The sequence below is a fragment of the Vibrio sp. Vb1018 genome (genome assembly GCF_033338775.1).
Lineage (GTDB): Bacteria > Pseudomonadota > Gammaproteobacteria > Enterobacterales > Vibrionaceae > Vibrio > Vibrio alginolyticus.
The window spans coordinates 63305-79274 of record NZ_JAWOTI010000010.1 but is presented as its reverse complement, the minus strand read 5'-3'; the positions used below and the strand labels follow the sequence as shown (position 1 = coordinate 79274).

Annotated in this window: 12 protein-coding genes; 8 read left to right on the top strand and 4 right to left on the bottom strand. The window is 44.3% G+C overall.

Annotated features, from left to right (window positions below; all coding sequences use genetic code 11):
- Positions 1 to 12 precede the first annotated feature (12 nt).
- On the bottom strand, positions 13 to 444 hold the full coding sequence (locus R7Z10_RS12475; RefSeq protein ID WP_017820588.1) for a type IV pilin protein: 432 nt from the start codon (positions 442 to 444) through the stop codon (positions 13 to 15).
- A 103-nt stretch (positions 445 to 547) separates the two neighbouring features.
- Here R7Z10_RS12475 and R7Z10_RS12470 point away from each other — a divergent pair, with 103 nt between their 5' ends.
- From R7Z10_RS12470 to tadA, 6 genes are all read left to right on the top strand, one after another.
- On the top strand, positions 548 to 1057 hold the full coding sequence (locus tag R7Z10_RS12470) for a GspH/FimT family pseudopilin (RefSeq protein WP_005381616.1): 510 nt from the start codon (positions 548 to 550) through the stop codon (positions 1055 to 1057).
- The gene (locus R7Z10_RS12465; protein ID WP_005381615.1) at positions 1038 to 1655 is read left to right on the top strand and encodes a PilW family protein; all 618 of its coding nucleotides are present in this window, start codon (positions 1038 to 1040) and stop codon (positions 1653 to 1655) included. Before R7Z10_RS12470 ends, R7Z10_RS12465 begins: the two co-directional genes overlap by 20 nt.
- Complete coding sequence (locus R7Z10_RS12460) at positions 1652 to 2905, top strand: hypothetical protein (protein WP_005381607.1); 1254 nt, start codon at positions 1652 to 1654, stop codon at positions 2903 to 2905. The genes R7Z10_RS12465 and R7Z10_RS12460 overlap by 4 nt, the downstream gene beginning before the upstream one ends.
- Positions 2895 to 3305, top strand: coding sequence for a prepilin-type N-terminal cleavage/methylation domain-containing protein (locus R7Z10_RS12455; RefSeq protein WP_005381606.1), 411 nt, complete (start codon positions 2895 to 2897; stop codon positions 3303 to 3305). The genes R7Z10_RS12460 and R7Z10_RS12455 overlap by 11 nt, the downstream gene beginning before the upstream one ends.
- 288 nt (positions 3306 to 3593) lie before the next feature.
- Positions 3594 to 5153, top strand: coding sequence for an AbgT family transporter (locus R7Z10_RS12450; RefSeq protein ID WP_017635695.1), 1560 nt, complete (start codon positions 3594 to 3596; stop codon positions 5151 to 5153).
- A 212-nt stretch (positions 5154 to 5365) separates the two neighbouring features.
- On the top strand, positions 5366 to 5914 hold the full coding sequence (tadA, locus tag R7Z10_RS12445; RefSeq protein WP_082240141.1) for a tRNA adenosine(34) deaminase TadA: 549 nt from the start codon (positions 5366 to 5368) through the stop codon (positions 5912 to 5914).
- 588 nt (positions 5915 to 6502) lie between these two features.
- Here the strand turns inward: tadA and mltF are convergent.
- Positions 6503 to 8080 carry a membrane-bound lytic murein transglycosylase MltF gene (mltF, locus tag R7Z10_RS12440; protein WP_025998701.1) on the bottom strand — a complete coding sequence of 526 codons (1578 nt, stop codon included), beginning with the start codon at positions 8078 to 8080 and terminating at the stop codon, positions 6503 to 6505.
- 299 nt (positions 8081 to 8379) lie between these two features.
- Between mltF and purL the strand changes: the two genes are divergently transcribed.
- Both purL and R7Z10_RS12430 read left to right on the top strand, forming a co-directional pair.
- Positions 8380 to 12273, top strand: coding sequence for a phosphoribosylformylglycinamidine synthase (gene purL, locus R7Z10_RS12435; RefSeq protein ID WP_318104965.1), 3894 nt, complete (start codon positions 8380 to 8382; stop codon positions 12271 to 12273).
- A gap of 296 nt (positions 12274 to 12569) precedes the next feature.
- On the top strand, positions 12570 to 12878 hold the full coding sequence (locus R7Z10_RS12430) for a DUF3622 domain-containing protein (protein ID WP_025998700.1): 309 nt from the start codon (positions 12570 to 12572) through the stop codon (positions 12876 to 12878).
- A gap of 90 nt (positions 12879 to 12968) precedes the next feature.
- Here the strand turns inward: R7Z10_RS12430 and R7Z10_RS12425 are convergent, their stop codons facing one another.
- Entirely contained in the window at positions 12969 to 13409 is a 441-nt protein-coding gene (locus tag R7Z10_RS12425) for a hypothetical protein (protein ID WP_054579043.1), read from the bottom strand.
- Between the two features lie 118 nt (positions 13410 to 13527).
- Positions 13528 to 15714: a TonB-dependent receptor gene (locus R7Z10_RS12420; protein WP_258510122.1), complete on the bottom strand. Its 2187-nt coding sequence runs from the start codon at positions 15712 to 15714 to the stop codon at positions 13528 to 13530.
- Positions 15715 to 15970: the final 256 nt, after the last annotated feature.

Sequence of the window (15970 nt, the reverse complement as noted above, 5' to 3'; positions counted from 1 at the left end):
TCGGTGTTCTTCCTAATTCCAGCAATCACTTGGTTCTTCGACATTTGTTGACGTTAAAGTAATCGTTTTAGAACCAGTCAAGCACTCGTCGTCGTCTTGTCCCAGAGCCGATTTTGCTGTTGCTGTAATGGTATAGGCCGTACTTGCAGAGCTCGCAATATCGAAAGAAAATCTATTTGTGTCTGAGTCACATAGAGTGCATGTGCCTCCAGAGAGAATATGACTCCAGTCGTACCCACCATCATAAGATGTCTCTAGCTCTAGCTGAATTCGACTAAGATCGCTCAAGGCAACCGTCCTATGAGACTTGATTACATGATTAGTGTAAGAGGGGTATGCGACTGCAGCAATGATCCCGACAATCACTACAGCTACCAGTAATTCGATCAATGTCATCCCTCTCAATCCTTTTTTGTAGCCGTTACAACGAGAAATTCGAATCATCACGAGTAGTTTCCTTTTCACTTTTCCGCCTATTTTTGGCAGGTGATAGCATCTGTGCAAGATGAATTACGGCCCTTTTGCCGTTTACATAGGAATTTGGGAAATGCCTCGCGGGTTTACGTTGTTGGAGCTTCTTATTACTGTTGCTGTACTGAGTATTATATTGGCGTTTGCAGCTCCAAGCTTTAGCCGTGTTTCACAAACTGTGCAAATGCAGCGATTAGCAACTGAATTAGCTGGCTTTCTAAGCCAAAGTAAGTCCGAGGCGGTAATGAGAAATCAAAAGTTATATATACATTTCTCTATGGCTAAAAACGTCGTTGTCAGTCAAGGTGCATGGTCTCTACAGTTAACTAACTCGTCTAGCGGCTCTGGGGGCGTAATTTTAAGCCTTTCCGGCTCCGCCTACTCTGAATTATCTTTGAAGCACAGCTACGATAATCAAAAAATAAGCTTCGACGAGGTCCGTGGACGACCCCAAGGAGGAAATATAGAGTTTTTCCCAACCAATGCTCAAAACATAAAACTACAAGCAAAGCTCTCCAACCCTCCCGGAAGGATTAAAATTTGTAGTAACTCTGGAGCTAAGTTATATGATTACCGTCAGTGCTAACAAACGTTATCAAATAGGTAGCTCTTTAATCGAATTGATGATTAGTTCTTTAATTGGATTAATTGTCCTTAGTGTAGTGGGCTCTATATTCTTGAGTTTACAAAAAACAGCAAAGGAAAAAAGCTTAGAGCTAAATTTATTGCAAGGTCTGAATATCACTTTATCTGTTATGAAAGAAGATATTCAAAGGGCAGGTTATGATGGTGGGAACGGTAGTTCACTCAAATTATCCGGAGCTACAGGAACCATAATGCTGAGCGGCGCCTCTTCTGTAGGGCTTGTGTATTTTAAAGAGGACTCAGCTGCCAATGAAGACTATCGAAATATTAAGTATGAGAAGAGAGATACTCGGTTTTTTATATGTGAAAAAGGCGTTGTGTCTCAAACACAAATATTATCTTTTGATGGTATAGATTTTTGTCGTTCTCTATTTGATGATGATATTTTCCAAGTTACCCAATTCACCGTTAGTTCAGAAACAGTGACTAATGGAGGAAATGTAAGTTCGGTCACGAGCGTTAAGTTAGGTTTGAAAACGATTGATGGAGTCTTTAGTGAAGTTGCGGAGTTTTCTATCAAACAAAGGAATTGGCAATGACATCTAAATATAGCTATTCCGGTTATACCACTTTGCTTGTGACTTCTATACTTTTATTACTTGCTTTAATTGCATCATTAGCATCATCCAAAGGTGTATTTTTTCAAATAAAAGTTGCGCAAAACGAAATAAAATCTCGACAAGCACATTGGTTAGCGGAAGGAGGTGTTGAATGTGCATGGGCGCAATTTAGAGTTAATAATATTGTACCTGCCGTAATAACAGATTGTGGCTCAGGGCTTTGGACGATTCCGAATTTTACGAGTACTTCCAATGGGTATTTGGTTACTTCTAATGTTGGATTTACAAGCATTAGTAAGGAGATTATTTTGGGAGGTAACTTGAGTTATGGTGCAATGCAGTCTAGTGCCGACATTTATTTTCATTCTAGTGCAACGTTCTCTACTCCAGACCCAGGGGAATTGAGCAGCGATGGATGGGAGTGTATTGCGTTAAGGTATAAAAAGCGCTTTTACTCCTCTTCAGTTGATAATAAAGGCGTAATTCATGGAGAGTCTCCCTATGCCGATTTTAACAACCCTACAAATAAAGATTGTGCAAACACGACGGCAAACCGTCATCTCTCATCTAGTGTTGGCGGGGTTGGTGCTGGTGATGATTTTACTCAAGATACAGATTTAAAGCCATTTGAATCCTTCTTTGGAGTAAAGGCTGAAGAGCATAACGATGTCCGAGATAATGGTGTATTTCATGTTATGACGGGCTCAGTGGCTGATGGTATACCTAATTGTGGTGCTGCTTTAACAGCAGAAATTCAGTCAGGGAAGCATCATTTATGGGTGGAAGGGAGCTGTGAAATCAAGCAATCGGAATACAATGATTTAGTGAATGCTACATCATCGACCAATGGCGTAACAGTGCTCATTCATGATGGTCTTTTCTCCGTGATGGGACCACCGAGCTCCGGCGCTACATCAAATAAGTTTAAAGGGGTCTTGTTTCATTTCAATCATGATTATACCCCGACAACAGCGGATTGGGTTGGGTTCGAAGCCAATGCTCACCTAAATCATGTGCCAAGTGTTGTAGAAGACTCATACAGGACAATAGCTTCTTATTATCAGCATGGTTCTTTTACGGTATCTGGTGGTCAATATTTTGATAGTGAAGATCAGGCAGCGGTTTTCTTCGATTCTTTGGACTTTAGATACAATAAAGATGTGATAGACAATTCAAGGAATGCGCATGCAATTCCTAGATGGAAAAAAGGCTCCTGGAATGATCTCTAAACAAAAAGGTTTTAACCTTCTTGAAGTTCTAATTTCTTTTCTACTTATCGGTGTTGGGGCTCTAGGTTTAACGAAGCTAAACGTATATCTAGAACGCGAATCCGAATATGCCATAAAAAGTATTGAAGCACTTCGTCTAGCAGAAAACCAGCTCGAATGGTTCCGGACGCGTGGTGCTTCTGCGGCGATGTCTACCATCACACCTGCAAATTTTGCTTCTATTGCAACAGGCTCTTCTGTTACTGGATCTTATGTCGTCGAGTGGGAAGTTCCAGCTGCCACGGTTTCAGGAACACTGAAAACTATCACCATTACCTCTAGCTGGAAGGATAGAATCGGCGAGACGCGATCAGTTCAGCTTAAAACGATGATCTCACAATACAGTGAATTCGAAAACTAAGTTCAATTGCATACATGGGCTGAGACAAATGCGGATGTAACTCCTGTTTGATACCGGATTTGTCACGGTTAATAAATGGTTTTTGAACTGTTAATTGAGTTGATGTTCTACTGTTTTTATTATGTTTAATTGAAGTGGTGTTTTTGCAAAATATGTCTCCAATTATGAAAAAAAATCTAGAACCTTGTGCTTTCTCCATTAGTGTTTACTAGAATACTCGTTGGATAGTAGGTCGTTATAATTATTCAAATAGGCCTTGGCACCAACATCATTCACTATGGAGTTACCATGAGTAACCAAGCTGTAAATAAGGCACCATCATCGAAGCCGAGCGGGATGGAGCGCTTTTTAAACTTTATCGAGAGGACAGGTAACAAAATTCCTGATCCTGCGATTTTGTTCTTCTGGGCATTGATCATTACTTGGGCGGCGTCAGCACTTTTGTCGAATGTATCATTCGATCTTCCAAACCCTCGAACGGGCGAAGCTCTTACTATCACCAACTTACTTACGGGCGAAGCGCTAGCAAGTTTCCTTGCTAACATGGTGACGACGTTTACTGGCTTTGCGCCACTGGGTATCGTACTTGTCGCAATGCTAGGTGTGGGTGTTGCAGATTCTTCGGGTTTTATTACGACGGGTCTTAAGAAGATGCTGAACTTCACGCCAGCTAAGCTTCTTACTCCAATGCTTATTTTGGTTGCCATTGTATCGCATACTGCGGCAGATGCAGGCTATGTTCTGGTTATTCCTCTTGGCGGTATTATCTTCCATGCGGCAGGTCGTCACCCTTTAGCAGGTATTGCGGCAGCATTTGCAGGTGTATCTGGTGGCTTCTCTGCAAACTTTATCCCTTCAGGTATCGATCCGCTATTGGCTGGCTTTACGCAAACTGCGGCGCAGGTTCTTGATCCTGAATATGTGGTTAACCCATTAGCGAACATCTTCTTCACTGGCCTATCCTCTATCATTATTGTGGGGATTGGTTGGTACGTGACAGAGAAAATCATCGAGCCTCGTTTATCAAAAATGCCAATTGATGATGATGCGGAAACCGCGCCAAACCTAGGTTCATTTACTGAACTGGAATCAAAAGCATTCCGTTATGCAGGTTGGGCAATGATGGCGGGTATTGCTTTACTTGTTGCAGCGTTAATTCCAGAAACATCAGCACTTCGCTCGCCTGAAGGTGAAATTACAGCCTTCTCAGCACCGATAATGAAATCTATCGTGCCGTTGATCTTTATTCTGTTTATCATTCCTGGTTACGTTTACGGTAAAGTGTCTGGAACGTTCAAGACCAGCAACGACATTATCAAAGCGATGGCTGATACTATGTCAACCATGGGCGCATACATTGTTATGTCGTTCTTCTGTGCTCAGTTCCTATCTGCATTTGCTCAGTCAAACATCGGTACGATGCTAGCGTTGTATGGCGCAGAAGGCTTAAAAGCGATGAACCTACCAGGTGAAGTGACCATCATCGGTATGATCCTTCTAACCGCGTCTGTAAACCTACTTATTGGTTCGGCATCGGCAAAATGGGCTTTAATTGGTCCAATCCTAGTGCCAATGCTAATGGCGGTTGGTATCTCGCCTGAGCTGTCTCAGGCGGCTTACCGTGTGGGTGACTCTGTATCGAACATCATTTCGCCTCTAATGGTATTTTTCCCTCTTGTTGTGGTTTACTGTCAGCGTTATGTGAAGTCGGCTGGTATCGGTACGCTTGCGTCACTAATGATGCCATTCTCGATCGCAATGCTGATCGGTTGGTCTATCTTCCTAGTTGCTTATTGGATGGTAGGTATCCCGCTAGGCATTCAAGCTCCTTACACTTACACAATGTAAAAACGTGTAGGGTGTGAAAGCCGCTAATTGGCAGCCAAAAAGCGCAGGTCTTCGATCTGCGTTTTTTTGTTCTCGTAAAACGAACATCGATAGGTCTTGTAACTAGTTTTTTGGAGTTGCAGACTTTGTCCCGTGATGTGTTGCTGTAGTGAAACCGAAGTTGGTGATAAAATTCCTGACTTCAATCGTTTTTTGTTTCTTTGGAGCCTCCTTTGTCTAACCATCCGTTTTCCCCTCAAGATGAATTGTTTATGCGCAGAGCGATGGAGCTTGCTGAGCAAGCAGAAGCTGAGGGGGAAGTACCTGTTGGCGCAGTGCTTGTCAAAGATGGTGAAATTATCGCTGAGGGGTGGAATCGCTCTATTGGTACTAATGACGCTACCGCACATGCTGAGATCCAAACGCTGCGTAAAGCAGGCCAAAAGCTAGAAAATTACCGCCTTCTGGATACGACGTTATATGTAACACTTGAGCCATGCCCAATGTGTGCCGGAGCCTTATTGCATAGCCGCGTTAAGCGGGTTGTTTTTGGAGCGCCAGATTTAAAAGCTGGAGCAGCAGGAACAGTGCTTAATTTGTTTGAAAGTCAAGCCGCTTACCATTACGCCTTAATTGAAAAGGGGCTGCTAGAAGATGAGTGCCGTACTCAGCTACAAGCGTTTTTTAAGCGCCGCCGAAAGGAAATTAAAGCGAAGAAGCAAGCACAAAAAGCATTAGAAAATGGAGAGAGCGAACAAGGTAGTAGGAGTAGTGAGGGCTAGCAAACACCTACAACGTGGTAGATGTTTGCTTGGACGCACTAGTGATTGACTAAATGTACAAAAACACGATTACGTGAACTTACTTTCTTTTTCATACATGTCAGTTTACGTTTACGTCGGATAGCAGCTACTGTGTTATTTAAACGCTTTGACTGCACTCTACGTCTTCTCATATTCAAAACCTCCTGCAGACAAGACTTATACCAGTAAAGTGCGGCTCATCGATGCTTGGCAATAGGCTCGATAATCGCACTAAACATTGTATGGTTTAAACGTTCTTCATTTGACTTCTGCATTGCACAGAGCCAGCAAACAATTTCAATACGATGCTTAATAATAGGAGTGACGTTATTTCGGCAGAGTGTAGCCGAAAGCGCCGCTTCATCAAGTGAGCTAAACCATGTGGTTGTAAAGTAATCTGTTACAAAGCAATCAGTTTTACTAACGATGAAGAAAAGGCGACCAACCAAAGGAATGGTTGAGTGTGGTTGGTGTCACTCAGAATATTGGAGTCTAGATAAGTTTTCGTTAGGACTCAACAAAAATGACGAGCTTCATAGGCTCGTCATTTTTTAGTTTACCGCGGGTTTATTCTTCAATGCTTTCTTGTTCGGTGTCTTCTTCAACCGTGACGTCAGAAGCGCCAGAGACTTGTTCTACGACGGTCTCTACTGCGCCCGATATCAAAATGTCGGGGTTGAGCGGCGGAATCACTTGCAAGTCATCGCTATTCTCATCAATCGCTGGCTGTTGGCTGACATGACCAATGATGGATTGGTAGTAACGTCGAATATTTTCTACGTAATTACGCGCTTCATCGCCTCTGGCGTACCCATAGCGAGTTTGGCTGTAATAGCGCTTCTGACGCAGTAAAGGCAGCCTATCTTTTACATCGGCCCAAGCGTTCGGATCGCCACCTTGTGCTTTGGTGAGTCGTCGTGCGTCCATCATGTGGCCGTAACCAATATTGTATGAAGCTAACGCAAACCATATTTTTTCATGCTCGTTGATGCTATCAGGCACGCGACCTACAATGCGACGTAAGTACTCGACACCACCACGAACAGATTGCTCAGGGTCTAAACGGTTTGTTACCCCGACGCTTTTCGCCGTTGGCAGAGTCAGCATCATCATCCCCCTAACACCCGTTGGCGATTTTGCTGTTGGTTTCCAGTGTGACTCTTGATACGCCAATGCTGCAATTAAGCGCCAGTCGAACTCTTCGCTGTACTTTTGGAATAAAGGTGCCCACTTAGGCAATTTGTCATCCAGAGCTCGAATGAATGCGCGAGTATCAACGTAGTCAAATGCTTCAATATGACCAATGTACTTCTCTTCGAGGGTGGACAGTTCTCCTGATTGTTTGATGTTACCGAAAAACTCTATCAGCATTGCATACAAGCTTTCGTCTTCAGAACGTCGAGTAAACCAAGACACAGGTTGATCTTCTGTAAGTTCGAACGCGAGCGCAAGATCGGGGTAAAGGCGTTGAGCTAGGGAAAGTTCCACCGAATCAGTCACAGTAAAACGTAACTCACCCTTCGATACGTATTTGAGTAAGTCTCTCGTGTCAGCATCACCAACAATTTCAAACTGAAGTTCTGGATACTGCTTCTTTAACGCTGTTAGGGTCGGAACATATTGCGATTGTTCAACGATCTTTAATGTTTGAGCGCCTGCATTTGTATCTTCGTCGGACTCGTCGTCTTTCGAGGCTTGGTATTCAATGAGTTGTTCGATATCACGTGGTCGAAGTTGCCCTTTTTTATATACCACTTGTTGGCTTACATAATAATAGGCAGGGCCTGGTCTAAATCGTTTGACTGCTTGTGACGTTTGATTTAAACCCGTAGCGATGATATCGATATCTCCTTTCTTAAGAGCAGGAAAAAGCTCAGCCTGGCGAAAGGCTGGTTTAATCTCGAGTTTGACGCCGAGCTGCTCCGCAAACTGACGCGCCAATTCGTAATCCAACCCTGCGGGACCATCGGGACCTATGTAGTAGGAAAGCTGATTGTTTAGCGTGCCAACACGAAGCACACCACGTTCTTGAATTTTTTCAAATTCACTTTTGGGCTCCGACTCAATCTGGCAAGCAGAGAGCAAAAGAACAGAAACTAAAATTAGAGCACTGCGCTTGAGCCGGTTGAAGTGACTTATTTGCATTAATAGGTACATCTTGGAAAATTTCTATTTGCCTTTATATCAAAGCGAGCTCATGGGGCAAAGTGAATCACACACTTATAACGTGACATTGTGTGTTTTATCGACATTTTAGTTGTAATTCAAATTTGACAAAAAAAATGACGCAAACGGTTGCTTTTGGTGTTACATCACAAAAACAATTACTATATAATGCGCTCGCAATGACGAGGTGGAATCGGCATAGGTTCGACAGGGCTTATTTTAAGTGTCTGAATTTATTCCAATATCACCTTAATCAATTGCATAAGAGACCTAAGCACATGAGAATTTTGCGTGGCTCCCCAGCTCTTTCTGAGTTTCGTGTTAATAAACTACTGGAACTTTGTCGTGAACAAGATCTGCCTGTAACTGGCATTTATGCCGAGTTTATGCACTTTGCCGATCTAAAGTCAGACCTTGATGACCAAGAGTTAGAAAAACTTGAAAAGTTACTAACTTACGGCCCAACCATCGAAGAGCATGAGCCTGAAGGTCTTCTACTTCTTGTCACGCCTCGTCCTGGCACTATCTCGCCTTGGTCTTCTAAATCTACCGATATCGCTGTTAACTGTGGTCTGGAGAAAGTGAAACGTCTAGAGCGTGGTACGGCTTATTATGTCGAATCTTCAGTTGTTCTATCAGAAGCTCAAGCTGATGCTGTTAAAGCGTTAATTCACGACCGCATGATGGAAACAGTATTCACAGAATTTGAAGCCGCATCAGCATTATTTACTGTTGCAGAGCCTAAGCCTGTCGCACATGTTGATATCTTAGCTGGCGGTCGTCTTGCGCTTGAAGAGGCAAACGTTTCCCTTGGCTTGGCACTCGCAGAAGATGAAATTGATTACTTGGTAGAGAACTTTACTAAGCTTGGGCGTAACCCAAACGACATTGAATTGATGATGTTTGCTCAGGCGAACTCAGAGCATTGTCGCCACAAAATTTTTAACGCAGATTGGACTATCGACGGGGTAGATCAACCTAAGTCTTTGTTCAAAATGATCAAAAACACTTTTGAAACGACACCTGACTATGTGCTGTCTGCATACAAAGACAACGCAGCCGTTATGACAGGTTCTAAAGCGGGGCGTTTCTTCCCTGACCCTAAATCTCGTCAATACACGTACCACCATGAAGATACGCACATCTTGATGAAGGTAGAAACGCACAACCACCCAACGGCAATCTCTCCATGGCCGGGCGCATCGACTGGCTCAGGCGGTGAAATCCGTGACGAAGGCGCGACGGGTATCGGCGGTAAGCCAAAAGCGGGTCTGGTTGGTTTTACAACCTCTAACTTACGTATTCCTGGTTTTGAACAGCCATGGGAAACCGACTTCGGCAAGCCGGGTCGTATTGTGAATGCGTTAGACATCATGCTTGAAGGTCCTCTAGGAGGCGCGGCATTCAACAACGAATTTGGTCGTCCAAATCTATTGGGTTACTTCCGTACTTACGAAGAAAAAGTCACTTCTCATGCGGGTGAAGAAATTCGTGGTTACCACAAACCAATCATGATTGCTGGTGGTATGGGTAACATCCGCGATGAACACGTACAGAAGAAAGAGATTCCAGTGGGTGCGAGCCTCATCGTACTTGGTGGTCCGGCAATGAACATCGGTCTTGGTGGTGGCGCGGCATCTTCCATGGCATCTGGTCAGTCAGCAGAAGATCTGGACTTTGCTTCAGTACAGCGTGAAAACCCAGAGATGGAACGTCGCTGTCAGGAAGTGATCGACCGTTGTTGGCAGTTAGGCGACGACAACCCAATCGCATTTATCCACGATGTGGGTGCAGGCGGTATCTCTAACGCATTGCCTGAACTTGTCGACGACGGTGAGCGTGGCGGTAAGTTCCAATTACGCGATGTACCAAACGATGAGCCGGGCATGAGCCCACTGGAAATCTGGTGTAACGAATCACAGGAACGTTACGTTCTAGCGGTAGCGCCAGAAAACATGGAAGCATTCGACGCAATCTGTAAGCGTGAACGCGCACCGTATGCAGTGGTGGGTGTGGCGACAGAAGAGCGTCATCTAACGCTAGAAGATTCTCACTTCGACAATACGCCAATCGATATGCCAATGGATATCCTGCTTGGTAAGCCACCGAAGATGCACCGTGACGCAACCACACTAAAAGTGGAAAGCCCTGCCATTGTTCGTGATGGTATTGAGCTTAATGAAGCGGTGGATCGCGTACTTCGTCTTCCTGCTATTGCAGAAAAAACATTCCTAATTACTATCGGTGACCGAACAGTAACGGGTCTGGTTGCTCGTGATCAAATGGTTGGTCCTTGGCAGGTACCAGTAGCAAACTGCGCAGTAACAGCGGCAAGCTACGACACTTACCATGGCGAAGCAATGTCGATGGGTGAGCGCACGCCAGTGGCATTACTAGACTTTGGAGCATCGGCTCGCCTAGCCGTTGGTGAGTCACTAACGAACATTGCGGCAACAGACATCGGTGATATTAAACACATTAAACTGTCTGCGAACTGGATGTCTCCAGCGGGTCACCCAGGTGAAGATGCGGGTCTTTACGAAGCAGTGAAAGCGGTTGGTGAAGAATTGTGTCCTGCGTTAGGTTTGACTATCCCAGTAGGTAAAGACTCCATGTCGATGAAAACCAAGTGGGAAGAAAACGGCGAGAGCAAAGAAGTCACTTCTCCACTGTCGTTAGTTATCACGGCATTTGGTCGTGTGGAAGACGTACGTAAGACCGTGACTCCACAACTACGCACTGACAACGGAAAGACTTCTCTAGTTCTTGTTGACTTGGGTAACGGCAAAAACCGCTTAGGTGCGACAGCATTGGCACAAGTATACAAACAGCTGGGTGACAAACCTGCTGACGTAGATAATGCAGAGCAGCTAAAAGGCTTCTTTGATGCAATGCAAGCGTTAGTACGTGATGACAAGCTAGTGGCTTACCACGATAAAGGCGACGGCGGTCTTTTTGTTACACTGGCTGAGATGGCATTCGCGGGCCACTGTGGCGTAAAAGCGAACATCGCAGAGCTGGGTGATGATGCGCTAGCCGTTCTATTTAACGAAGAGCTAGGTGCGGTTGTTCAAGTTAAGAATGATGATCTAGATTCAGTTCTATCTACTCTGGCGGCAAACGGCTTAGAGGCATGCTCACATGTGATTGGTTCTGTTGAAGCTTCAGACGACTTTGTTATCACTTCTGGTGATGCAGTTGTGCTTGAACGTTCACGTACCGAACTACGCGTTATCTGGGCTGAAACAACGCATAAGATGCAAAGCCTACGTGATAACCCAGCGTGTGCAGACCAAGAGCACGAAGCTAAGAAAGACAACTCTGACCCGGGTCTAAACGTTAAGCTCAGCTTCGACGTAAATGAAGACGTTGCAGCACCGTACATTGCGAAAGGTGCTAAACCTAAGATGGCAATTCTACGTGAGCAGGGCGTTAACTCCCACGTCGAAATGGCAGCAGCGTTTGACAGAGCAGGCTTTGAAGCAACCGACATCCATATGAGCGATATCCTAACAGGCCAAGCGGTACTGGATGAATACCATGGCCTAGTAGCTTGTGGTGGCTTCTCTTACGGCGACGTACTAGGTGCGGGTGAAGGTTGGGCTAAGTCTATCCTGTTTAACGCACAAGCTCGTGAACAGTTCCAAGCCTTCTTCAACCGTGAAGAGACGTTCTCTTTAGGTGTATGTAACGGTTGTCAGATGCTATCAAACCTGAAAGAGCTGATCCCAGGTGCAGACTTGTGGCCACGTTTTGTGCGCAACGAATCTGAGCGTTTTGAAGCGCGCTTTAGTCTAGTTGAAGTTCAGAAATCTGATTCTGTATTCTTCGACGGCATGGCTGGTTCGCGTATGCCAATCGCGGTTTCCCACGGAGAAGGACGTGTAGAAGTACGTGATGCAGAGCACCTAGCAGCGATTGAAGCATCAGGTACGGTTGCGGTTCGTTACGTGGATAACCTCGGTAACCCAACACAACAATACCCGAACAACCCGAATGGTTCGCCAAACGCGATTACCGGTTTAACAACAGCAGACGGTCGCGTAACTATCATGATGCCTCACCCAGAGCGCGTATTCCGCACAGTTGCAAATTCTTGGGCTCCGGAAGGTTGGGGTGAAAATGGCGCTTGGATGCGTATGTTCCAAAATGCCCGTAAGAATATCGGTTAATTAACCAAAGGTTAATGTAGCTTAAGTAAAGCGTTGGTTGAGAGACCAGCGCTTTCTTTTTTCTTATCACTCTTTTTTTCTTCGTCGCTCTTTCTAGTGACTTGGCGAAACGTTGCTTTGTTCTGCCTCTTCTTTGTCATCTATTATCTAGCGTAAAAAACTTGCAGCGTTTAGATTACTTTTATGCTCTAATACCGCGCTTACCAAGGGATGGTGTTAAACAGCTCAGCTTAGATGGAGTTATCAAGTTGACCGAATCCCTGATTGATCCCTAAATCCCTTAGGAAATGAAAGAAATGTCTAAGAATCCAAAATTTGCTATCCGCGTCACTGAAAAACGTAACGGCTGGAGCGCAGAAATCACTCGCCAAGTGACATCTCGTAAGACTGTAGTATCAAAGCGTGAAACAGGCTTTGACAGCGAAGAGAAAGCACAAGCTTGGGCTGAACAAGAACTGGCTGGATTTATCCAAAACCAAGTGGTTCGTAACGAGCGTAAAGCAGCGCAACGTCAAGAGCGTGAAGCAGAACAACTAGCGGCAAAAGTTCGTAAAGAAGAAGCCCGCAAAGCACGTGAAACCGAAGTAGACACTGACGAAGAATAAGTTTAAATCGGTGAGATGGTGACGTTACCCATCAAACAAATAGTGAAAATGCCCTGAGTTTTGTCTCAGGGCATTTTTTATTTATATCGGCTAAAAACAATCCGATGATACGGACAGGCTAAACGTGCCGTCTTCAGGGGCTGCAAATTGTTTATTGCCAGGAAGAAGGTGAGGGTTATTAGCATAAGTGCGATGTGTCGATTTGACCTTTGCAGAATGTCTTTCCGGTAAATCAAAGTGTTGTAAGCCGTCAGATAGATCGTTTGCTTCACCGTAGTCGAAATGTGTTGCGACGTCTTTGGGCTGCTTGGCGTAACGACAGTGATCCGGCTTACCATCTTCGTGCCAAGTTAAAGAGTTAGTTTTTGCATCTAGATTCAGGTTATTTGCTGTTGGCTGTGCGTAAAAATCTTCTGAAACTTGGTGCTTGCTTTGTTCTTTTAAGTAGTCTGCAATGTTCTCAGAAGCTTGCGCTAGGCTACCTACAGGGAAGAAGCAAATCAGAAGAAGCCGTGTTTTTAGATTGTTCATAATGTGTATGCAAGAAAAAGGAAATGATAATACTGATAAATAAAACGGCGTGCAATTATGGCCATTGGATACGATATAACAGGGCAGTTAATGTCTGCCCTGCATCTTTTAGGTATGGTTAGTATTGATAAGTGAGGTGCAGTTTGACTTCGCGACCAGGCGAAGGCACGCCATTAGATAGGTATGCTTCGTAGTAACGATCGGTTAAGTTTTTCACAACCGCGCCAACGCTCAAGCCTTCGACTTGTTGTATTTCCCAAACCACGTAAGCGTTTTGTAGCGTGTATTGCTCACTTGGCGATTTCACTTTTAAATTATTACCGCTTGCCTTGGTTTTGGTTTGCGCATCATACCAACGGACTTCCCAGCCCGTACGTAAACCAGGAATCCATTCGTAACCTAAACCCAGATTAATGTTTAATGGCGGTACATCAGGATGATCATCATCTGAACCTGTAGAGTCAGATAGGCTACCTTTGTTTTTGCCGCGAATGTAACTTGCTGAGAAATTACTGTAGAAATCTTCAATCCGGTATTGTGAAATTAGCTCAAAGCCATAGTTTTTAAAGCCATCTAGGTTTGTATTCCAGCTTTGTAACTCAGTAGTATTTTTGTCGAGGTTTTCGCCCGTTCGTATATCAACTGTGTCGCTAACATCGTTATAGAACATAGTTAACTCTGTTGCGAGGTTATCGCGAGAGTTCACCAGCCCTTCCGTTAAGTTGATAACGCTTGCTTGATAAGCATGGATACGAGACACGTCCAGATTCAAAGCAGTAGCCGTAGCGGTAGCTCGCGCATATTGCACTGAGTAGATGTTATCAACGGTTGGTGCTTTTAAAGCGTAGGCGTAGGAGGCGTTTAAACGCGTATTATTGCTCGCATCAAAGTCGATATCCAAACGTGGGCTAAAGCCTTTATGCGTCGTTTCACCGTAGTTATGTCCGGCAGCTGGATCATTATAATCCGGCGCAGCGTTCCCTTTTCCTTCACTCTTGATGTATTCGTAACGCAGAGAAGGTGTGATTGTTAGGCGGTTTGTTGCTTGATAGTGATCAGCAATGTAAGCGGCATAAATTGACTGCGTGCCAGATGGTTCGTAGTAAGGGGTGTACCAACCGTAATTTTTTGCTTCATTACTGTCGTATGATGCGTTGAATACTAACGAGTCTCTATCGGTTTTTTGATATTGAAGCCCAGTGATTAGAGTGTGGTCTCCGAATTGTGCTTGGTTAAACACATCAACGTAGTCACGCTCGTAACTCAGCCATGACTCATGACCGTAACTGCCAACAGAAACGAACATTTTCTCGAATGCTACGTCAGGGCGAACCCAATGACGATCGTTTTCGGAACGTGCCATTTTGATATTGAAATCAATATACGGGTTAGTCGGCATGTAGTGGTAAGAGATGGTCGTGGTGTTGTCCGTGTATTTGTTATCGACGGTGTAAGCGTATTGGGCTTTTTCTAATGAGCCGTATTTCTTGATATTGTATTCGGTGATGTTAGGCATTTTTCCGCGGCGGTTAGCCCAAGGTTTACGACCTTCATCTTTGTAGCGAGTGTGGCTAATTTCAAACTCGTGATCGTTGTTTTCATAACCGACCTTTACGAGCATGTTTTCTTGCTCATAACCTGAGTAATCCAGCGTTTCACCACCTCCGACTTTAATGTCATCAGAATCTTTTACCGAGCCATTCGCTAGAAAATAAAAACCAGTATCGTTTTTACCATAGAGTGTTAGCGTGTAGGCGTTCTCATCGCCGTTGGTGTTGTATGCACTTGATATGCGAGCACCAAAGTTTCTTTCGCCGTACAGGAGATCATCGACACTTTTGGTTTTAATGCGAATGGAGCCACCAAACTTCCCGTTGAGTGCTCGATAGTCGTGCGCGCCCTTGATAATTTCTGCTTCGCCAATTAAGAACGGATCAAAAAAGAAGGTACCGTAGCGGTATTGTTGAAAGCCGATTGGAGCGCCATCGACAAAGACGGCGATATCGCTTGGATCATCAAAACCACGAATGTTAATACGTTCGCCACCAGAACGACCGCCACCATCTATTGATGCACCGGGAACGGCATCGATCATTGAGGCAAAATTAGAGTACTGTTGCTCTTCAATCTCTGACCAATTAATGGTGGTTTGCGCAGGCTCAGCAATGGTAATAGGTTTGGCATAACGAACGCCTATGACTTCAAGCTCTTCATTTGGCGCTGTCTCGGCATATGAATAAAGAGGGAAGAGCAAAGCCAGTGAAATGAGATTTACTTTGAATGGATGACTTTTTAATCGTTTCATATTGATGATTTATAGTGTTTTTATGAAGCTGGGATTATAAGAACATTATTACGATTAATAAATGATAATGAGATTAATTATCAAATGTGTTTTTGCGACGGATTGTAAAGTTTTTTATCCATTCGTGGAAACTACGATAAGTATCGTTAGCGTACATAAAACAAAAAGCCCAGCATCATGGACGCTGAGCTTATTGGCTTTAAACAAGATAGTGCGAGCACTGTTGCTCCTTTTGAGCTAATCAGGCGCCTACTTG